At 67.3% G+C, this 18,852-nt stretch carries 19 protein-coding genes and 1 tRNA gene; 15 read left to right on the top strand and 5 right to left on the bottom strand.

The window, feature by feature from the left end; all coding sequences use genetic code 11:
* Positions 1-67: 67 nt before the first annotated feature.
* The 9 genes from flgM to G7Y85_RS06435 all read left to right on the top strand — a co-directional run bounded on the left by flgM (position 68) and on the right by G7Y85_RS06435 (position 7,430).
* The gene (gene flgM, locus G7Y85_RS06475) at positions 68-376 is read left to right on the top strand and encodes a flagellar biosynthesis anti-sigma factor FlgM (RefSeq protein ID WP_166253708.1); all 309 of its coding nucleotides are present in this window, start codon (positions 68-70) and stop codon (positions 374-376) included.
* Positions 373-843 (top strand): flagella synthesis protein FlgN, encoded by a 471-nt coding sequence (locus tag G7Y85_RS06470; RefSeq protein WP_166253705.1) that lies wholly within the window; start codon positions 373-375, stop codon positions 841-843. Before flgM ends, G7Y85_RS06470 begins: the two co-directional genes overlap by 4 nt.
* Entirely contained in the window at positions 840-1,565 is a 726-nt protein-coding gene (locus G7Y85_RS06465; protein ID WP_166253702.1) for a flagellar brake protein, read from the top strand. The genes G7Y85_RS06470 and G7Y85_RS06465 overlap by 4 nt, the downstream gene beginning before the upstream one ends.
* Before the next feature lie 151 nt (positions 1,566-1,716).
* Complete coding sequence (locus tag G7Y85_RS06460) at positions 1,717-2,925, top strand: porin (protein ID WP_166253699.1); 1,209 nt, start codon at positions 1,717-1,719, stop codon at positions 2,923-2,925.
* Between the two features lie 7 nt (positions 2,926-2,932).
* Positions 2,933-4,582 carry a cytochrome c peroxidase gene (locus tag G7Y85_RS06455; RefSeq protein WP_166253696.1) on the top strand — a complete coding sequence of 550 codons (1,650 nt, stop codon included), beginning with the start codon at positions 2,933-2,935 and terminating at the stop codon, positions 4,580-4,582.
* Positions 4,583-4,861: 279 nt separating this feature from the next.
* Positions 4,862-5,389 (top strand): FMN-binding protein, encoded by a 528-nt coding sequence (locus tag G7Y85_RS06450; protein ID WP_166253693.1) that lies wholly within the window; start codon positions 4,862-4,864, stop codon positions 5,387-5,389.
* A 40-nt stretch (positions 5,390-5,429) separates the two neighbouring features.
* Positions 5,430-6,242 (top strand): FAD:protein FMN transferase, encoded by an 813-nt coding sequence (locus G7Y85_RS06445; RefSeq protein ID WP_166253690.1) that lies wholly within the window; start codon positions 5,430-5,432, stop codon positions 6,240-6,242.
* A gap of 9 nt (positions 6,243-6,251) precedes the next feature.
* Positions 6,252-6,731 (top strand): hypothetical protein, encoded by a 480-nt coding sequence (locus G7Y85_RS06440; RefSeq protein ID WP_166253687.1) that lies wholly within the window; start codon positions 6,252-6,254, stop codon positions 6,729-6,731.
* Positions 6,732-6,806: 75 nt separating this feature from the next.
* Positions 6,807-7,430 carry a glutathione S-transferase family protein gene (locus G7Y85_RS06435; protein ID WP_166253684.1) on the top strand — a complete coding sequence of 208 codons (624 nt, stop codon included), beginning with the start codon at positions 6,807-6,809 and terminating at the stop codon, positions 7,428-7,430.
* Between the two features lie 283 nt (positions 7,431-7,713).
* Here G7Y85_RS06435 and G7Y85_RS06430 read toward each other — a convergent pair whose 3' ends face one another.
* The 5 genes from G7Y85_RS06430 to hemA all read right to left on the bottom strand — a co-directional run bounded on the left by G7Y85_RS06430 (position 7,714) and on the right by hemA (position 12,192).
* Complete coding sequence (locus G7Y85_RS06430) at positions 7,714-8,049, bottom strand: MPN domain-containing protein (RefSeq protein WP_166253680.1); 336 nt, start codon at positions 8,047-8,049, stop codon at positions 7,714-7,716.
* Positions 8,046-8,783, bottom strand: a complete 738-nt coding sequence (locus G7Y85_RS06425; protein ID WP_166253677.1) for a HesA/MoeB/ThiF family protein — start codon at positions 8,781-8,783, stop codon at positions 8,046-8,048. Before G7Y85_RS06425 ends, G7Y85_RS06430 begins: the two co-directional genes overlap by 4 nt.
* Positions 8,780-9,607: a peptide chain release factor N(5)-glutamine methyltransferase gene (gene prmC / locus G7Y85_RS06420; protein WP_366514924.1), complete on the bottom strand. Its 828-nt coding sequence runs from the start codon at positions 9,605-9,607 to the stop codon at positions 8,780-8,782. The genes G7Y85_RS06425 and prmC overlap by 4 nt, the downstream gene beginning before the upstream one ends.
* Positions 9,604-10,686: a peptide chain release factor 1 gene (gene prfA / locus G7Y85_RS06415; RefSeq protein ID WP_166253675.1), complete on the bottom strand. Its 1,083-nt coding sequence runs from the start codon at positions 10,684-10,686 to the stop codon at positions 9,604-9,606. Before prfA ends, prmC begins: the two co-directional genes overlap by 4 nt.
* A gap of 243 nt (positions 10,687-10,929) precedes the next feature.
* Positions 10,930-12,192 (bottom strand): glutamyl-tRNA reductase, encoded by a 1,263-nt coding sequence (hemA, locus tag G7Y85_RS06410; protein ID WP_166253672.1) that lies wholly within the window; start codon positions 12,190-12,192, stop codon positions 10,930-10,932.
* Positions 12,193-12,330: 138 nt separating this feature from the next.
* Here hemA and G7Y85_RS06405 point away from each other — a divergent pair, with 138 nt between their 5' ends.
* The 6 genes from G7Y85_RS06405 to G7Y85_RS06380 all read left to right on the top strand — a co-directional run bounded on the left by G7Y85_RS06405 (position 12,331) and on the right by G7Y85_RS06380 (position 18,816).
* Complete coding sequence (locus G7Y85_RS06405) at positions 12,331-14,064, top strand: tetratricopeptide repeat protein (RefSeq protein WP_166253669.1); 1,734 nt, start codon at positions 12,331-12,333, stop codon at positions 14,062-14,064.
* Positions 14,065-14,149: 85 nt separating this feature from the next.
* Complete coding sequence (lolB, locus tag G7Y85_RS06400) at positions 14,150-14,782, top strand: lipoprotein insertase outer membrane protein LolB (protein ID WP_166253666.1); 633 nt, start codon at positions 14,150-14,152, stop codon at positions 14,780-14,782.
* 50 nt (positions 14,783-14,832) lie between these two features.
* On the top strand, positions 14,833-15,714 hold the full coding sequence (gene ispE, locus G7Y85_RS06395) for a 4-(cytidine 5'-diphospho)-2-C-methyl-D-erythritol kinase (protein WP_241696046.1): 882 nt from the start codon (positions 14,833-14,835) through the stop codon (positions 15,712-15,714).
* A gap of 98 nt (positions 15,715-15,812) precedes the next feature.
* Positions 15,813-15,887 (top strand) — tRNA-Gln (locus G7Y85_RS06390).
* A gap of 115 nt (positions 15,888-16,002) precedes the next feature.
* On the top strand, positions 16,003-16,956 hold the full coding sequence (locus G7Y85_RS06385; protein ID WP_166253663.1) for a ribose-phosphate diphosphokinase: 954 nt from the start codon (positions 16,003-16,005) through the stop codon (positions 16,954-16,956).
* A gap of 192 nt (positions 16,957-17,148) precedes the next feature.
* Positions 17,149-18,816: a CehA/McbA family metallohydrolase gene (locus G7Y85_RS06380; protein WP_166253660.1), complete on the top strand. Its 1,668-nt coding sequence runs from the start codon at positions 17,149-17,151 to the stop codon at positions 18,814-18,816.
* The last annotated feature ends 36 nt before the right edge of the window (positions 18,817-18,852 follow it).

Below are 18,852 nucleotides of genomic sequence, written 5' to 3'. Positions count from 1 at the left end.
ACGATCGCCCTCAAGTTCCGCCTGACGCTGCCGCTAAGTTCGCAGACCCGGACTTTCGAGCAGGACGATGACGACGAAGATCAATGGCGGCACGGTCGACAGCTATGCGTCTCTGACGCGCACGTCGGCGCCCGTTGCCGGCAAGGCCGACGGCAAGCTCGCCAAGACCGGTGCCGCGCCGGCCGGCGATTCGCTGAGCCTCACCGCCGACGCCCAGCTCCTGCAGCAGACCGCCAGCGCCGCCAGTGCCGCGTCCGGTGTCGATCCGGCACGCGTGGCCGGCGTCAGCGCCGAACTGGCCAACGGCAGTTACAGGATCGATCCGCAGGCGATTGCCGCCAGGATGATGAAAAGCGAATGGGAGCTCTACGGATGACTGCACTCGCCCACCCGGACATCGCGCAACAGCTGCAAGCCAACCTGCAGGCGCAGCGCGACTGCGCGAAGAAGCTGCTCGGCATCATGCAGGAGGAACGTCAGGCCTTGATGGCCTCCGATGTCGCCCGCCTGGAAACGATCACGCAGAGCAAATCGGAAGCCGCCGGCCTGCTGCAGACGCTCGGCAATACGCTGCTGCAGCTGCGCAAGGCCGCACACGCCGGCAGTCTCGACGGCTGGTTCGTCAGCCTGCGCAACGGCCTGCCGGCACTCTGGGACGAGCTGCTGGAGCTGGCCGGAAAGTGCCGCGCCGCCAATCAGGACAACGCCGTCCTGCTCGGCAGCCGCGAAGCGCAACTCAAGCAGACCCTGCGGGCGTTCCGACCCGCCGGCACACCTGAGCTGTATGGCCGCAGCGGCTACGCGCCGCTCGGTCTCAGCGCCCGCCAGTTCGGTGCCGCATGAGTCCGCGCATCGCGGAATCCGCCGAGTCCGAGCTGCCGTCGCCGTCCGGTTCGCGCGAAGTCGACGACAGCATCGGCATCGACACGCTGCTGCGGCGCCTGTGTCGCTTCAACAGTCTGATCTCGGTACGCCGCGCCGGTGACGAAGATTCCCATGCGACGACGGTGCTGCTGGTCCAGCACATGCTGCGGCGCGTGGTGATCGACACGCTGCCGGAATCGCTGTCCGTGCCCGGAACCCTGCTGCATCTGCGCACGCGCTTCGACGGCGCCGAGCTGAACTTCAACAGCACCGTGATCGGCCGCCTGCTGCACGACGGCGCACCGGCGCTGGCGATCGCCATCCCGACCGGCATCCGCCTGCATGAACGGCGCGTCACGCGGCGCCTGCCGGTGCCGGCGGCGTCGAAACTGCCGGCCAGCACCGCGCGCCTCGATCAGACCCATTTCCGTTTCGAAGTTGCCGATGTCTCGGTGCTCGGTGCCGGCGGCACGGCCCACGACGCACCCGTGCTGATGGTCGGCGACAAGCTCGAACTGCTGATCGAACTGCCAGGCAGCAGCGTACCGGTACAGGCGGAGGTTCGGACGCGCTCCGGCAGTGGCCGCACACTGCGGCTCGGTCTGCGCTTCACCGACCTGCGTCCGCATCATCTCGACCGCCTGAGCGCCGCCCTGCTGCGCCTCGAACGGCGCGAGCTCCGCAACCACCACAGCAGGTGAACCCCGATACCGGCGCCGGCCGCACGCGGCGCGGTGCCTGAGCAGGAAATAACCAACGCCTTTCATTCTTGATTGGTAGTGGTAATATTTCTCGTTATCGATGGCAATTGCATTGCCGCGACGACAACAACGCTCACCCTGGGGAACTCGCGTGCGTAAGACTCTGATCGCTGCTGCCATCTGCAGCAGCACCCTGCTGCCGTTCGCCGCCTTTGCGGACACCGACAGCGACATCGCCGAACTCAAGCGCATCGTCGCCGAGCAACAGAAGCGCATCGAGAATCTGGAACGGCAGATCGCCACGCAGAACCCGCCGGCCGCCGCCAGCGCCACCGTCGCCAATACGCCGGCGAACGCGACGCCGGCCGCCAGCCAAACCGCAGCCGATCAGCAGTCGACCAGTGTCGGCGGCTACGGCGAGATCGTGTTCAACGACCTCGATTCGCAGAAAACCACCGATGTCGAACGCTTCGTGGTGTTCTTCGGCCATCAGTTCGACGCGCACACGCGCTTCGGTTCGGAACTGGAGATTGCACATCAGTTCGTCGAAAACGCCGACGGCACCGCTGAAGGCGGCGAAGTCGAGGCCGAACAGGTCTGGGTCGAGCACGACTGGACCGACTGGCTGAAAACCAAGGCCGGCTACTTTCTGATGCCGGTCGGCATCATCAACGAACACCACGAGCCGCCGACCTTCTACGGCGTCGATCGCAACCCGGTCGAAACCTTCATTCTGCCGAGTACCTGGTCGGACAAGGGCTTCCTTACCACCGCCAGCTTCGCCAACGGCCTGAGCGTCGACTTCGCGTTCACCGGCGGCCTGCACGTCGAAAACGAAGACGCCGGTTCGGAATTCCTGCCCGAGCACGCGACACCGGAAGGTGTCGGCGCCGCCAACTCGCCGGCCTACACCGGCCGCGTGCTGTATCGCGGCATCCCGGGTCTGGAACTCGGCGTCAGCGGCCTGTATCAGGTCGATGGCGGCCAGGGCACGATCGCCAATGTCGGTCACGCCGAATTCTTCGAAGCGCACGGCATCTACCAGTTCGGCGACGCCGAACTGCGCGCCCTGTACGCTCGCTTCATGCTGACCGGTGACGCGCCCAAGGCACTGAACCGCGACAAGCAGGACGGCGGCTACGTCGAGGCCAGCTATCGCGTCCTGCAGCCGCTCGGCGTGTTCGCGCGCTACAACGTCTGGGACAACGGCGGGCTGGCGGCGAAGACCGCCGTGCATCAGACCAATGTCGGCCTCAATTACTGGCTGGTGCCCGACGTCGTGCTCAAGGCCGACCTGCAGTGGCAGTCCGGCGCCACCGACTTCGACGGCCTGAATCTCGGCCTCGGCTACCAGTTCTGAGGCGGCGATGATGCGCAATGCCGCCGTTGGCCTGTTGCTGGCGCTGAGTCTGGTCGCGTGTTCGAAAGGCGGCTCGGGCGCCGTGCAACAGGCGCAGAAGGACGATCCGGCCGAAGTCGGCGTGGGCGAGCGCCTGTTTCTCGATACGCGCTTCTCGCAATACTTCGCCGCACACGCGATCGACACCAACACGGCGCTGCGTCCGGGCGATCCGGTGATGGACGAGGTGATCGCCGCCGACGGCCGGAATCGCCCCGGCCCGTTCAAGGGCGAGGCCATGAACTGCCGCCAGTGCCATCTGGTCGACGACGCGATCCACGCCGATGGCGACGGCATGCGCACCTATGCCGACTTCGCCGTGCGCAGCCCGGTGCCGTCGCGTGCCGACCGCGGCGACACCGCGACTGTCACCGCGCGCAATTCGCCGGCGCTGGTCAATGCCTCGCTGCCGCGCGCCAATGCCCTGCTCTACCACTTCGACGGCGAATTCACGTCGCTGGAACAGCTCGTGATCGGCACCATGACCGGCCGCAACTACGGCTGGCTGCCGGACGAATACGCGCAGGCAATCGCACACATCGCCAAGGTGATTCGCGAAGACAACGGCACTGGCGCGTTGGCCATCGACGGCGGCGGCAGCTATCGCCGCGTACTGCTCGGCACCGATCCGAGTCTGCCGGTCGCATTCAGGCTGCCGGCGCCCTACCGCATCGATGTCACGACAGCGAGCGATGATGAAATCGTCGCCGCGGTCGCCAAACTGGTGGCGGCCTATGTGCGGCAACTGGAATTTTCACGCAATCCGAAAACCGGGCTCAACGACGGTTCGCCCTACGATCTGTTCCTGCAGCTCAACGATCTGCCGCGCGCGCCGAACGAAGGCGAGTCGCCCGCCGACTATGCCGCGCGCCTGCGCGCCGCACTGAACGACGGCCGCAAACTCAAGCTGGTGCCGAACGGCACGCGCAGCTACCAGTTCCACCCGGGCGAGAAATTCGAATTCGCCGACAGCGAACTCGCCGGCCTGCGCCTGTTCCTCGATCCGGCGAAGGCCGATTGCGTGGCCTGCCACATGCCGCCGGACTTCACCGACTTCGGGCTGCACAACACCGGCGCGACCCAGGACGAATACGACGCCCTGCACGGCGCCGGCAGCTTCGCGGCACTTGCCATCCCGACTCTGGCGCAACGCAACGCCGATCCGGCGCCATACCTGCCGGCGACGCCGGCGCATCCGGACTATCAGGGTCTGTTCCGTGAGGCGCCGCGCGCCGAACAAGCGCTCGCCACCGATCTCGGCGCCTGGGTGACGTTCGCCAATGGCGACTACGCCTCGTCGCAGGCACCGCTGCACAGCGTGCTGTGCAGCAGCCTGACGCTGGCGTCCTGCGACGACGACGCGGCCATGCTCGACGCCGCGATCGCGACGTTCAAGACGCCGGGCCTGCGCGATCTCGGTCATTCCGCGCCGTATCTGCACACCGGCCGGGAGGCAACAGTCGAGGACGTGATCCTGTTCTACCAGCGCAACTCGGTCGCCGCGCGCAACGGCAGCGTGCGCAACGTCGATCCGAAGATCGCCGACATCAACATCGGCGACGCCGACGTCACGCCGCTGACCGACTTTCTGAGATCGCTGGATGAGGACTACAACTAGAAAAGCGCCGAATAAGCTGCTGCGCTCGGCGGCTTGCCCGCGGGCGGTGCTCGACGTCCTCACGTACTAATGTACGCTGCGGCGTCTCCGCTCCGTCCTCGGACAATCCGCCTTCGCTCGCGACGCTTCTTCGACGCTTTTCTTCCGCGCTTTTTCGGCCCGCAGGCTGGCGGCGAGCGCAGCGAACCCCAGCGTCGACGGATGCCACGATGCCCCGGGGTACGCTGCGCTTGGCCCAGGCTACAAAATGAGGGCGTCGTTCTTACCGCTTAGACATTCATGAACTCACGCCCTGATCTTCGCTGGCTCGCCCCCGTCGCCCTGCTCGCCGGCGCGCCCTGCCATGCCGAGGTCTATTTCGACGTGCAGCAGGTACAGGCGGCACTTTTTCCGGGCGTGAAGCTGAGCCCGATCCCGCTGCTGCTGAGCAACGAGCAGATGAGCGAGATCGCCAAACGCTCCGGCGTCGGCGTCAGCGATCCGCGCCCGCACGTCTGGCAGGCCGAGAACGGCGGCTGGCTCTATATCGATCGCGTGATCGGCAAGCACGACTTCATCACCTACGCGCTGGCACTGAACGCCGACGGCGCCGTGCGCAAGGTCGAGATCATGGAATACCGCGAAGGCTACGGCGGCCAGGTCCGCAACGAGCGCTGGCGCGATCAGTTCGTCGGCAAGGACGCCGCGCATCCGCCGGTCACCGGCAGCGATATCCGCAACATTTCCGGCGCGACCCTGTCCTGCTCGCACCTGACCGACGGCATCCGTCGTCTGCTGGTCACCCATGCCGTCGCCCTGCAGGGATGAGCCGGCGCTGCGCCGGCTGCGGCCGGCAATGGGTTGCCTCGTGCGCGTCGAGGCCAGCGGCCTCGCCGACGACGCGCTCGCCGGCGCCATTGACGCCGCCTATGCGCGTATCGAAGAAGTCGAACAGGCACTGAGCTTTCACCGGCCGGACAGCGAGCTGCAGACGCTGCATCGCAGCGCCATGCACGGCGCGCAACGCGTCGGCACCGATCTGTGGAACGTGCTCGTCGCTTCGCGCGATTTCTGGACGCGCAGCGGCGGCGTTTTCGATCCGGCCGTCGCGGCAGCGCTGGTACGTGACGGCCTGCTGCCCGAGCCTGCGAGCCTGGTCGCGCCGGACGCGAACACCGACTTCGGCGTCGTCGAGCTGCTGGCCGATCAGCACGTTCGCCTCAGGCAAGCCGTGTGGCTCGACTTCGGCGGCATCGCCAAGGGCTACGCCGTCGATCAGGCCCTGGCCGTGCTGCGCGCCGCCGGCGCCGGCAGCGCCTGCGTCAATGCCGGTGGCGACCTCGCCTGCTTCGGCAAGGAACAGACCATCGCGCTGCGCGATCCGCGCGCGCCGACCGGGCTCGCCCGTGTGGTACGCCTGCGCGACGCCGCCTGCGCCACAAGCGGCCACTACTTCCAGCCGCGCGCCCTGCGCGACGGTCGCGATCGAAGTGCGCAATGCCGGCGCGGCAGCGTGAGCGTCATCGCCGCCAGCTGCATGAATGCCGATGCCCTGACCAAGATCGTCTGGGCCGCACGGCCGGCTGCCGCCGCACTGCTCGATCAGTGCGCCGCGCGCGTCGTCGAGCTGGCGACCGACGATGGCGTCGCCGTGGAGCCGGTGCCGGCCGACACCCTATGATGCGCGGCCATGAACCGTAACGCCGCACACCACGGCCTGCCGGCGAGACTGCCGAAGGCTTACGAACTCTGGGTCTACCTGCTCGCCGGCGGCGTCACCGCCAGCGGCATGCTGTGGCTGGTTTTCGAACACTTCGTGCGCGTCACCGCAGAGTTCGGACCGGAACACCACTGGCTGCAGCACTGGTGGCTGGTCGTGCACGGCGTGCTGGCGATGGCCGCAGTCTGGGGTTTCGGCGTGCTCTGGCCGATCCACATCCGCCGCGCCTGGCACCAGCGTCGTCATCGCTACAGCGGCGGCAGCGTATTCGGCTGCGTCGCGTTCCTGCTGCTGAGCGGCCTGCTGCTGTACTACGGCGGCGGCGATCGCCTGCGCGACTGGACGGCAACCGCGCACTGGCTGATCGGGCTGGGCGCGGCCACCGCACTGGCGCTGCACATCGTCATCGCACTGCGCCAGCGTCGCGCACGTTCGCCGGACGCGCCCTGAACCACAGCCTGTCGATTTCGGCGACGCTCGTTCGTCGTCAGGTCATGCATCCCTGACAAGCGGAGACGTGCGGCAATGAAAATCTACTGGATCAAGGCGCAGGCGCCGCGGCGCGTGCTGGCGCTGATCAAATATCTCGGCGTCGAGGCGCAGTGCATCGAAGTCGACCTGATGGCCGGTGGCTTGCGGGCACCGGAATACGCCGCCCTCAATCCCAACATGAAAGCGCCGACCCTGGTCGACGACGACACCGTGCTCTGGGAAGCCTCGGCAATCATGGCCTACCTCTGCATCAAGACCGGCTCCGATCTGTGGCCGGCGCACACACCGGCCGAACAGGTCCAGGTATTGCGCTGGCTGTCGTGGAACGACTGCCACTGGGCGCAGGAAGTCGGCCCGTTCTATTTCGAGCACATCGTCAAGTCGACCTTCGGCATCGGCGCGCCCGATCGCGAAGCGCTCAAGCCCAAGGTGAAATCGCTGCACAAGTTCGCGGCCGTGCTCGACGCACACCTCGAAGACCGCAGCCACGTCGCCTGTCAAAGGCTGACGATCGCCGACTTCCAGCTGGCGTCGATGGCCTGCGATTGGCGCGCATCGGAAATGCCGCTCGAAACGTTTCCGAACATCGTCCGCTGGCTCGACGACCTGATGAAGATTCCGGCCTGGGCCGATCCCTGGCCGGTGTCGCGCGCGTAGGTCGAACTGCAGCGGTTCGACGATCGCCAGGCCTGTGTTGCGCGTTACTTGCCCGGCGCCTGGCGCGTCGGCAGGCACGCAGCGGCCGAGTGGCCTGGCAGGCCTTTGCGCTCTTGTTCGGCACGATCGTCGACGCGGCATCCGTGCCGCGATGACGAATCGGCCGGTCATCCTGCCCGGCCGATGGGGCGCCGCGAAAAGCCCGGCGCCACAGGGCGTCCCTGTCCGCGGCGGGCGGGGGAAATCGACAACAGAGCGTCGGCAGATCGCGACAGCTCCAGGTTCAATCGCGAATCTTCAGCACCTGTTCCTGCGCCGTGCCGGCGATCAGGCGCCAGGCCCGCATTTCCAGTACGCCCTTGGTATTGAGCGACACCACCAGACTCAGCAAGCCGTCGCGCAATTCGCTGGTCAGCGGTATCGCCTCGGCCTGCGGATGCGACCAGAGGTTCGCCCACAAGGCATCGCCGTCGGCAACGGCATCGCGATTTTTCAGGAAGGCAGCGGGTTCGCCGGCGCGCGCGGCGACCACGCCGCGGATCGACTCGGGCTGCGCGATCTGCGCCTCGTGCAGGATGCGAATCGCCAGATGGCGCGGCATCACCAGAACATCGGTCATTGCTTGTCTCCACGATGGGGGCCGCCGCAGACCGGGCAATCCGGATCGGCGGGAATGCGGTGAACGCGCCACTGCATCTGCAGCGCGTCCCAGGTCTGCAGCTTGCCGGCGTCATCGCGCCGACCAAGCAACCATTTGAGCGCCGCGAGTGCCTGCAGGCTGCCGATGGTCGCGACCACCGGACCGAGGATGCCGGCCTCCTCGCAGGTTTCCGCCGCCTCGCCGTCGTCGGCGTAGAGACAGCGATAGCAGGCACCGCCGACGCCGTCGAATACGGCGAGCTGACCTTCGAAGCGAATCGCGGCGCCGGACACCAGCGGCCGACGGGCCGCGACACAGGCCTGGTTGATCGCGTAACGCGCGGGAAAGTTGTCGGTGCAATCCAGCACGATATCGGCATCGCGCACCGCCGCCAGGCCAGCGTCGGCATCGAAGGTTTCGATCTCGACATCGCGATTCAGCGCCGCGAGTTGCGCGCGTGCGGCCTCGGTCTTGGCGCGTCCGACATCGCCCTGCCGGTACAACACCTGGCGCTGCAGATTGCCGAGCTCGACACGATCGCGATCGCAGAGCAGCAGGCGGCCGATGCCGGCCGCCGCAAGGTGGCTGGCCGCCGTCGCACCGAGTCCGCCGAGACCGATCACCAGCGCCGTCGAATCGCGCAAAAGCTGCTGGCCATTGACGCCGACTTCGCGCAGGACGACCTGGCGGCTGTAGCGTGCGAAGTCGCTCATCGCCACCGCCCGCCGCTGACCCGCTCGCGCGCTTCGAGATCGCGGCGCGTGCTGACGGAATCAAAGCCCGCCGCGCTCAGCAACGCACGCACCGCGGCGCCCTGATCGTGGCCGTGTTCGAGCAGCAGCCAGCCGTTCGGCCGCAGCTGCGCCGGCGCGCCGGCGATGATCTCGCACAGCGCCTGCAGGCCGTCTGCGCCGTCACTGAGTGCCAGCGCGGGTTCGTGGCCCAGCGCCGCCAGATGCGGATCGCCGGCCGCGATGTAGGGTGGATTCGATACCACCAGATCGAAGCGCGCGGCGGCGAATGGCTGCCACCAGCGACCTTCGTGGAAATCGACACTGGCGGCAACACGCGCGGCGTTGCGGCACGCGACCGCCAGCGCGTCGGCGCTGATGTCACTGGCACTGATCTGCACCTGCGGACGTTCGACGGCGATCGCCAGTGCGATCGCGCCGCTGCCGGTGCCGAGATCGACAACGCGACGCGTCTCGCCGACCGGCAGCCGTTCGAGCGCCCATTCGACCAGCAGTTCAGTCTCCGGCCGCGGCACCAGCACGGCGGCGTTCACTTCGAGATCGAGGCTCCAGAATCCCTGCGCGCCGAGCAGATAGGCGATTGGCTCGCCGCCGCAGCGCCGCTCGGTCAACGTCGCGAGCCGCAGACCGCGCGTTTCATCCAGGGCCTGGTCGTGTCGCAGCCGCAGCTGCGTGCGCGACAGGCCGAGCACGTGGCCCAGCAACAGCTCGGCATCGAGGCGCGCACTGTCGCTGACGGCCGCGACCGCGGCCTGCGTCTGCATCAGGGCCTCGCCGATGGTCACGCGTCGCCCAGTTCGGCGAGCGCTTCGGCCTGCGCCTCGGCGAGCAGCGGCTGGATCACCGGATCGAGATCACCGACGATCACGCGTTCGAGCTGGTACAGCGTCAGATTGATGCGGTGATCGGTCACGCGGCCCTGCGGAAAATTGTAGGTGCGGATGCGCTCGGAGCGATCGCCGGAACCGACCAGCTTCTTGCGCTCGGCGGCGCGGCTGCTGGCGTTCTTCTCGCGCTCGGCCTCGGACAGGCGTGCCTGCAGCAGGGCCAGCGCCTTGGCGCGGTTCTTGTGCTGCGACCGCTCTTCCTGACATTCGACGACGACACCGGTCGGTACGTGCGTGACGCGGATCGCCGACTCGGTCTTGTTGACGTGCTGACCACCGGCACCGCTGGAGCGGAAGGTATCGAACTTCAGATCGGCCGGATTGATCGTGATCTGCGATTCCTCGACTTCCGGCAACACCGCGACGGTCGCCGCCGACGTATGGATGCGGCCTTGCGCCTCGGTTTCCGGCACGCGCTGCACGCGATGCGCGCCGGACTCGTACTTGAGCTGCGAGTACGCGCCGAAGCCGATCACGCGCGAGATGATTTCCTTGTAGCCGCCGTGTTCGCCCTCGTTGGCCGACAGGACCTCGACCTGCCAACCGCGCAGTTCGGCGTACTTCGAATACATGCGATGCAGGTCACCGGCGAAGATCGCCGCCTCGTCACCGCCGGTACCGGCACGGATTTCGAGAAAGACGTTGTTGTTGTCGAGCGGGTCCTTGGGCACCAGGTAGCCCTGCAGCTCGGCTTCCAGCGCCTCGATGCGCGCGCGCACTTCCGGCCATTCGGCCTCGGCCATCGCGCGGATGTCGGCGTCGGCATCACGCTGCATGACGTCGAGATCGGCGAGCGCACGCGTCGCGTCGCGATGGGCCACATAGCTTTCGGCGAGCGGACCGAGTTGCGCGTATTCCTGCGACAGGCGCCGGAACTTGTCGTTGTCGGCGATCACGCCCGCATCGCCGAGCTCGCGCGCGACTTCCTCGCGGCGTTCGGCCATCGCTTCCAGTTTCTGCAGCAAAGAGGCTTTCATGCTTGCGTCATCGAGTGGATCGTCAACCGGCCGCTCCGAAGCTGGCCCGCCGCACCGCGGCGGGCGCTCACCGGGCGGCTTGCCAAGCCCAGGCAAGCCGCTACCGCCCCGGTTCGCTCCTCGCGGCGTTCGGCCATCGCTTCCAGCTTCGCAAGAAGACTTTGTTTCATGAGTTCAAAAAATATGGGAATGCGCAGCCGGGACGAAAGCGGGCTGCGGGGCGCCGCACCAGTGGCCACGCCGCTAAGGTTCGTCGTCGGGCAGATCGAACAGCTTGCGCGCGGTGTTGAGCAGCATGGCCTGCTCGACCGCATCGGCCTTGCGCAGCACCTGTGAGGGCGCGTGCAGGATCTTGTTGCTGAGCGTGTCGGCGACGAAGCCGAGCACCTCCTCGATCGGCTCGCCGGCGGCAAGCTTGCGACGCGCCTTGTCGAGCACGTCGTCGCGGCTGCTGCGCGCCTGCGCACGCAGCATGCGGATCGTGTTGCCGGCATCACGGCTTTCCAGCCAGCGCGTGAACTGCTGCGCCTGGGTGGTGATCAGCAGTTCGGCCTGCCGCGCCGCTTCCTCGCGCAGCTTCAGATTCTCCGCGATCACCGCGCGCAGATCGTCGATCGTGTAGAGATAGATGTCCTCGAGCGCGGCAACCCGGGGGTCGATGTCGCGCGGCACCGCCAGATCGATCATCAGCACCGGCTTGCGACGCCGCGACTTCACCGCGCGTTCCATCTGCTCGCCGCGCAGCACGAAGTCGCGCGCCGCGGTCGACGCGATCACCATGTCCGCATCGGGCAGGTAGGTGTGCAGATCGTGCAGGCTGATCGCGTAGCCGTGGACTTCGCGCGCGAGGCGTTCGGCCCGCTCCAGCGAGCGGTTGGCGACGACGATGCGACCGACGCCGTGACGTTGCAGGTGTTGCGCGACCAGGCGGATCATTTCGCCGGCGCCGATCAGCACCGCGGTCTGGCCCTTGAGATCGGCAAAGATGCGCCTGGCCATCTGCAGGGCAGCGTAGGCGACCGACACCGGATGCGCACCAACCTGGGTCTGCGACCGCACGAGCTTGGCGACCGAGAACGAATGCTGGAACAGCCGCGACAGGACCGGGCCGATCGCCTTCACTTCGCTGGCGAGCGCATAGGAATCCTTCATCTGGCCGAGGATCTGCGGCTCGCCGACGACCATCGAATCGAGGCCGGCCGCGACCCGCAGGCTGTGCGTGATGCTGCCGAGATCGCGGTGCGTGTAGGCGAATTTCTCGATATAGCCTTCCGGCGCCTGACGCTCGCGGCGCCACCATTCGACCAGCCGGGGCTCCGAATCGAGACCGGCGACGGTCATGATCTCGGTGCGGTTGCAGGTCGACAGGATCGCCGCCTCGTCGATGCCGGGCAGCGCCCGCAGACGCGTCAGCGAGGCCGCCAGATCGGCCTCGGTAAAGGCCAGCCGTTCGCGCGCCTCCACGGGCGCACGATGATGGCTGAGACCGAGCGTGACGAGGGCCATTGGCTATCTGGGCTGAAACTGGTGCTTATTCTACGCCAGCAAGGGCCGCGCCATGGCATCTGCACGGCCCTCCGCGGCGACGCGGAACCTGCTTGCGCGCATAATGTCTTTCATACACAGCCTGCCCGATCCGCTCCCATGCGCTTGTTCCCCTTGATCCGCCATTCCGGTCTCAGCCTGCTGCTTGTCGCCGGCACTGCACTGGCCGCCGGCAAGCCGCCACCGCAGGCCGCCACGCCGCCGGTCGCGACGGACGCCGACGCCCCGGCCAGCGCACCGGAAAGCTCGGCCGGCGCCGAAGCGCAGTTCCATGTGATGGCCGGCGAAATGGCGGCCGGCCGCCACCAGCCGGAAATCGCGGCGCGCGAATTCGTCGCCGCCTTGCAGTCGGTCGACGACGCCGATCTGGCCCAGCGCGCAACGGCACTGGCAATTGCCGCGCACGACGAAGCGCTGGCCCTGCAGGCAGCGCAGCGCTGGCTGCAGATCGATCCGACCTCGATGGACGCACGTGAAGTGATCGCGCGCGTCGCGCTCAGCCACCACGATCTGGCGACGACCACCGCGCAGTGCCAGGCGATCGTCGAAGGTCACTCCGGCGGCATCGACGAAGGCCTGCGCATCGCGGCGTCGATCCTCAGCCAGGCGTCGCCGGAAGACGGTGACGCGGCGATGAGCGTGATCCAGCAACTCGCTGCGCAATACCCGAAGAATGTCGGCGCGCCGCATGCGGTGACGCTGGTCGCACTGCGCTTCAACAAGGACGACATCGCCGACAGCGCCTCGCAGCAGGCACTGAAGATGGCGCCGGATGATCGCGACGAGAAGCTGCTGCGAGTCGGCGTGCTGGCCAAGCTCGGCCGCATCGACGAAGCCGATGCGGCGGTCGACAAGCTGGTGAAGAAGGATCCGAAGGCCGACGACATGCGGCTGGCCTACGCCAAACTGCTGCTCGAATCGAATCAGCGCGAACCGGCGCGCGCGCAGCTGCAGAAGATCCTAAAGCACACGCCGAACCAGAGCGACGCGATGTTCGCGCTGGCAGTGATGGCGATCAACGACAAGGATTACGACACCGCCGAGAACTACCTGAAGCCGCTGCTCGAAGGCGAGCGCAGCGAGGACGCGGCCTTCCAGCTCGGCCGGCTGTACGAACTCAAGGGCGACTACGCGACGGCGCTGCAGTACTACGGCCGGGTCGATCACGGCAACCAGGTGATCGATGCCGTGCTGCACCAGTCGGCGATGCTCGCCAAGCTCGGTCATCTCGACGCCGCGCGTCAGCAGCTGCAGTCGCTGCGCGACAACTTCCCGCAGTTCGCACCGCGCTTCACGCTCGCCGAAGCCGAGCTGCTGCTCGACGCGCAGCAGTACGACGAGGCCCTTGCGGTGCTCAACGCGGCATTGAAGGATCAGCCGAACGACGCCGATCTGCTGTACAGCCGTTCGCTGGTCTACGAACGCATGGACAAGATCGACGACGCCGAGAAGGACCTGCGCACCGTGATCGCCGCACAGCCGGACGATGCCCGCTCGCTGAACGCGCTCGGCTACATGCTGGCCGAACATACCAATCGTCTCGACGAGGCACACGAGCTGATCGGCAAGGCGCTGAGCCTCGATCCGAACGACGCGTCGATCATCGACAGCATGGGCTGGGTCGAATACAAGCGCGGCAACACCGATCTCGCCAGCCGGCTGCTGAAGCGCGCGTTCGCCGACTTCCCCGACCCGGAAGTCGCCGCGCACCTCGGTGAAGTGCTGTGGACGCAGGGCCACAAGGACGAGGCGCGCGACATCTGGAACCACGCGCTCAGCGAGAGCCCTGACCACCCGGTGCTGAAGGAGACCGTGCAGCGCCTGGAACGTTGAGCGCTCGTGCAACCCTCGACGGCGTCCGACGTCTTGAGGGCCGCGAGGCACTGAGCGGCATGCGCCCGGCACGCAAACCGTCACCATGATTCGTCTTCGCATCGTTCGGGGCGCGGCAGTCGCGCTGCTGGCCCTGTGCAGCGCTTGTGCGAACCTGCCGTCGGCGCCGGTCGATCAGGCGCAGATCGACGCGCGCTGGCGCGCGCATCGCGACGAGCTGGCGGCGATCACGCACTTCGAACTGAACGGCCGCGCCGCCTCCCGCCTCGGCGTCAAGGCCGATCTGCGCTGGCAGCAGTTCGAAGACGGCCACTTCAACATCCGCATCGCGGGGCCGTTCGGCGCCGGCGCGGTCGCGATCGACGGCACGCCGCACGATGTCGAGATCCGCACCAAGGACGGCACCGAACACACGAACGATCCGCAGGCCTGGCTGCTGCAGCGCGCCGGCTGGACCTTCCCGATCGATGGTCTGCGCTGGTGGGTGCTCGGCCTGCCGGCGCCCGACACCGCGGCGCAGATCGAGCTCGATGCGCAGGGCCGCCTCGCGACGCTGACGCAGGACGGCTGGACCCTGAACTACGGCGATTACCAGCAGGTCCTGAACCTGGATCTGCCGCGCCGCTTCGAAGCCAGGAACGGGCAGATCACGCTCAAGCTGATCGCCGACGAGTGGCACGACATCGAAACCTCGCGCGGACACCCGCCGTCCTCGTAAACTGCGCGCCTTCCCGGTTTTCGGCGCGCGTACGCCGTGACGACGTTTCCATGACCCAGACTCCCATGCCGGCTGCAGGCCCGTTCACGGCCTCGTTCGCGTGGCCGGCGCCGGCCAAACTCAATCTGTTCCTGCATGTCACCGGCCGCCGCGCCGACGGCTATCATGAGCTGCAGACCCTGTTCCAGTTCATCGATCTGCACGACACCCTGTACTTCGTGCCGCGTGGCGACGGCGAGTTCACGCGCAGCGGCGCCCCGCAAGGCCTCGCCGAACAGGACGATCTGGTGTTACGCGCGGCACGTGCGATCCGCCGCGCTTCGGGCGCCAATCTCGGCGCCGACATCCGCGTCGAAAAGCGCATTCCGCTCGGCGCCGGTCTCGGCGGCGGCTCCAGCAACGCGGCGACCACGCTGATTGCGCTCAATCGCCTGTGGAATCTCGGCCTGCCGAACGACGAGATCGCCCGCATCGGCCTCAGCCTCGGCGCCGATGTGCCGGTGTTCGTGCGCGGACTCGCCGCCTGGGGTGAAGGTGTCGGCGAACGCCTGCGCCCGGTCGTGATCGACGAACCGCACTACCTGGTCGTGACGCCACCGGTCGCGGTCAGCACTGCGGAAATCTTCCGCGCGCCGGAACTGACGCGCGATCACCAGCCGATCGAATTCGCCGATTTCATCGCCGGCCACGGCCGCAACGACTGCGAAGCCGCCACCTGCGCACGCTATCCGGCGGTGCGCGAAGCCCTCGCATGGCTGCGGGAACGCACACCGCGGGCGCGCATGTCCGGCACCGGCGCCTCCCTGTTCGCGGCATTTGCGCAGCGCAGCGACGCCGAGGCACTGGCCGCGCAGCTGCCGTCGGCGTGGCCGCACTTCATCGCGCAGGGCCGCAACCGCTCACCGCTGCTCGACGCCATCGCGCGCTCCTGAACCATGCGCACTACTGGCACAGGCGGTGGCCGACAGGACGCGGGCATCCGATATAATGCGCGCCCGTTCGGACGCGGACTGCCCGGTCCGGACGTCGTTGGGGCGTCGCCAAGTGGTAAGGCAGCAGGTTTTGATCCTGCCAATCGGTGGTTCGAATCCATCCGCCCCAACCAATTCTTCATCGCGAAGCGCGGAGTTGCCGACCGTGCGGGTTTCGTCGCGACCGAGCGCGGCACCTGATCGCTGAATTTTTACGCAGCACCCACGAGAGAAATCGCAGGCGCACGCATGGTCGATCACAAGTTGATGCTGTTCTCGGGCAACGCAAACCCGAAACTTTCGCAGGACATCGCCGGCTATCTGAAGATGCCGCTCGGCCAGGCAATGGTCGGCAAGTTCTCGGATGGCGAGATCCAGATCGAGATTCTCGACAACGTGCGTGGCCGCGACGTGTTCGTCGTGCAGCCGACCTGCGTGCCGACCAACGACAACATCATGGAACTGCTGATGATGCTCGACGCGCTGAAGCGCTCGTCGGCAAGCCGCGTCACGGCCGTCATCCCCTACTTCGGCTATGCCCGCCAGGATCGTCGTCCGCGCAGTGCGCGCGTGCCGATCTCGGCCAAGGTGGTCGCCGACATGATCGGCGAATGCGGCGCCGACCGCGTGCTGACGGTCGACCTGCACGCCGACCAGATCCAGGGCTTCTTCGATATCCCGGTCGACAACGTCTATGCCAGCCCGGTGCTGCTCGGCGAAATCTGGCGCCGCAAGTACGAGAACCTGATCGTCGTCGCGCCCGACGTCGGTGGCGTGGTGCGCGCCCGCGCGGTCGCCAAGCGACTCGACGATGCCGAGCTGGCGATCATCGACAAGCGCCGCCCGAAGCCGAACGAGTCGCGCGTGATGAACATCATCGGCGACGTGTCCGGCCGCACCTGCGTGGTCGTCGACGACCTCGTCGACACCGCCGGCACCCTTTGCAAGGCCGCCGCCGCCCTGAAGGAAGAAGGCGCGATCAAGGTCGTCGCCTATGTCACGCACGCCGTGCTGTCGGGCCCGGCAATCAGCAACATCAGCAATTCCGAACTCGACGAACTGGTCGTCACCGACACGATTCCGCTGTCGGCCGCGGCCGCGGCCTGCCCGAAGATTCGCCAGCTGTCGATCAGTGGCCTGCTCGCCGAAACGATCCGTCGCATCTCGGCCGAAGAATCGGTCAGCTCGCTGTACGTCGACTAGAAACGGCTGCGTGGGCTGCTGCGCTCGGCATCTCGGGCGCGGGTGGTGCTCGAAGTCCTCACGTACTTTTGTACGCTGCGGCTTCTGCGCTCCGTCCTCGCCCGACCTGCCATCGCTCGCTACGCCCACGCAGCGGCTTCCAATGGCACTCCAGTCATCGCAATGACGCGTGGGGGACGCATCATGCGCACGATGAAGCTTCGCATCCTGGCGCTGTGCTGCCTGTCGCTCGCCGCCTGCGGCGAAAGCGGCGCACCGGCCATCAGCGATCCCGCGCCGCCGCACGAAGGGGACGTTCCGGTCTGCGCCGCCGACGGCGCGACGATCGAGCTGGACGGCAGCGTCGCACCGGCCGACGCCAAGACCTATTCCGTGCATCCGTTTCGTGTCGCCACCGGCGTCGGCCGCATCGAGATGAGCTACGGCTGGACCGAACACCAGCCCTCGCTGTCGTCGGTGCCGGAGATCGGCGGCTTCGTCGCCACCACGCTCGATCTCGGCCTCTGGGACCAGCATGGCTATCGCGATGCCGTGGGCTTTCGCGGCTGGAGCGGTTCGCGCGAAGGCCGCATCGACAAGAATCAGTCACCGATCTTCGTGCAGGCGGACAGCGCCGAGCGCGGCTACCTGCCGGGCAAGATCGAACCCGGTGTCTGGTATGCGGATCTCGGGGTCGGCGCGGTTTCGCCGCAGGGCGCGGACTGGACGTTGAAGATCGAATGCAAGGCCGGCGACGGCGGCAGCACACCAGCCGACGATCCGGTCGACAAGACCCACATCGCGAATGCCGCGCCCGGCTGGTACTACGGCGACATGCACATGCACGCCTATCACTCGAATCCGAACGCGCCGGACTGGGACGAGTTCGTCGCACGTTCGCGGGCCGCGAAGCTCGACTTCCTGATGGTCACCGAATACGTGACCACCGAGCACTGGCGCACGCTCGGCGCCGTGCAGCGCGCCAATCCGGATCTCGTCATCTGGCCGGGCCGCGAGATCATCACCTACTACGGCCACGTCATGAGCCACGGCGAAACGCCGCACCTGGCCGAGTACCGGCACGGCTTCGAGGACGTCAGGATCGGCGACATCCAGAAGGCGGTGAAAGCCGACGGCGCGCTGTTCCAGATCAACCATCCGACCAGCTTCCCGCCACCGCTGTTCTCGAACTTCTGCCGCGGCTGCTACTTCCAGCTCGGCGACCAGATCGACTGGGATCGGGTCGACACCATGGAAATCCTCAACGGCCCGGTGCTGACCACGGCATCCGATCTGGGCCTGCCGCTGTCGCAGCCGACCATCGAGAACCCGTTCATGACCACCGCGATCCAGCTCTGGGAGAAGCAATTGCGCGCCGGCCACAAGATCACCGGCGTCAGCGGTTCGGACTCCAAGGGCGTCGAGGCCACCGATGCCGAGCGCCAGCGCGCCGGCTGGGGCAGCAGCGCGACCGCCGTCTATGCCCGTGAACTGTCGCGCGCGGCCCTGAGCGAAGGCCTGCAGGCCGGCCATGTCTACGTGCGCACGCGCGGCGTCGATCGCAGCCCGGCACTGACGTTCACCGCCACCACCGCCGACGGTCGGCACGGCATGTTCGGTGACACCCTGACGGTCGCCGCCGGCGAGCCGGTCACCCTGAGCACCGTCGTCACCGGCGGTCAGGGCCAACTGCTCAGCTACATCGAAAACGGGGTGCCGGTGCGCGTCGTGCCGATCACCGGCGATCCGTTCACCAGCACCATCACCGCCACGCGCCAGCCGGGAACGGAAGGTCCGCTCGGCACCTTCTGGCGCATCGAGACCCGCGATCTGACGTCACGGACCACGCTCGGCAACCCGATCTTCCTCAAAGGCCCCTGATCGGGAGCCCCGCACCGCCCCGGCGCAAAACCCCGC

Source organism: Solimonas terrae, from assembly GCF_011067135.1.
In the GTDB taxonomy this organism is placed as follows: Bacteria; Pseudomonadota; Gammaproteobacteria; order Nevskiales; family Nevskiaceae; genus Solimonas; species Solimonas terrae.
The sequence above is the reverse complement of the archived record's forward strand: the minus strand, read 5'-3'. Positions and strand labels throughout refer to the sequence as shown.

What these genes read in the sequence shown, in the direction of transcription:
- flgM (WP_166253708.1), top strand. Translation starts at nt 68, where the DNA reads ATGACGACGAAGATCAATGGCGGCACGGTCGACAGCTATGCGTCTCTG.
- G7Y85_RS06470 (WP_166253705.1), top strand. Translation starts at nt 373, where the DNA reads ATGACTGCACTCGCCCACCCGGACATCGCGCAACAGCTGCAAGCCAAC.
- G7Y85_RS06465 (WP_166253702.1), top strand. Translation starts at nt 840, where the DNA reads ATGAGTCCGCGCATCGCGGAATCCGCCGAGTCCGAGCTGCCGTCGCCG.
- G7Y85_RS06455 (WP_166253696.1), top strand. Translation starts at nt 2,933, where the DNA reads ATGATGCGCAATGCCGCCGTTGGCCTGTTGCTGGCGCTGAGTCTGGTC.
- G7Y85_RS06450 (WP_166253693.1), top strand. Translation starts at nt 4,862, where the DNA reads ATGAACTCACGCCCTGATCTTCGCTGGCTCGCCCCCGTCGCCCTGCTC.
- G7Y85_RS06440 (WP_166253687.1), top strand. Translation starts at nt 6,252, where the DNA reads ATGAACCGTAACGCCGCACACCACGGCCTGCCGGCGAGACTGCCGAAG.
- G7Y85_RS06435 (WP_166253684.1), top strand. Translation starts at nt 6,807, where the DNA reads ATGAAAATCTACTGGATCAAGGCGCAGGCGCCGCGGCGCGTGCTGGCG.
- G7Y85_RS06430 (WP_166253680.1), bottom strand. Translation starts at nt 8,049, where the DNA reads ATGACCGATGTTCTGGTGATGCCGCGCCATCTGGCGATTCGCATCCTG.
- G7Y85_RS06425 (WP_166253677.1), bottom strand. Translation starts at nt 8,783, where the DNA reads ATGAGCGACTTCGCACGCTACAGCCGCCAGGTCGTCCTGCGCGAAGTC.
- prfA (WP_166253675.1), bottom strand. Translation starts at nt 10,686, where the DNA reads ATGAAAGCCTCTTTGCTGCAGAAACTGGAAGCGATGGCCGAACGCCGC.
- hemA (WP_166253672.1), bottom strand. Translation starts at nt 12,192, where the DNA reads ATGGCCCTCGTCACGCTCGGTCTCAGCCATCATCGTGCGCCCGTGGAG.
- G7Y85_RS06405 (WP_166253669.1), top strand. Translation starts at nt 12,331, where the DNA reads ATGCGCTTGTTCCCCTTGATCCGCCATTCCGGTCTCAGCCTGCTGCTT.
- lolB (WP_166253666.1), top strand. Translation starts at nt 14,150, where the DNA reads ATGATTCGTCTTCGCATCGTTCGGGGCGCGGCAGTCGCGCTGCTGGCC.
- ispE (WP_241696046.1), top strand. Translation starts at nt 14,833, where the DNA reads ATGACCCAGACTCCCATGCCGGCTGCAGGCCCGTTCACGGCCTCGTTC.
- G7Y85_RS06385 (WP_166253663.1), top strand. Translation starts at nt 16,003, where the DNA reads ATGGTCGATCACAAGTTGATGCTGTTCTCGGGCAACGCAAACCCGAAA.
- G7Y85_RS06380 (WP_166253660.1), top strand. Translation starts at nt 17,149, where the DNA reads ATGAAGCTTCGCATCCTGGCGCTGTGCTGCCTGTCGCTCGCCGCCTGC.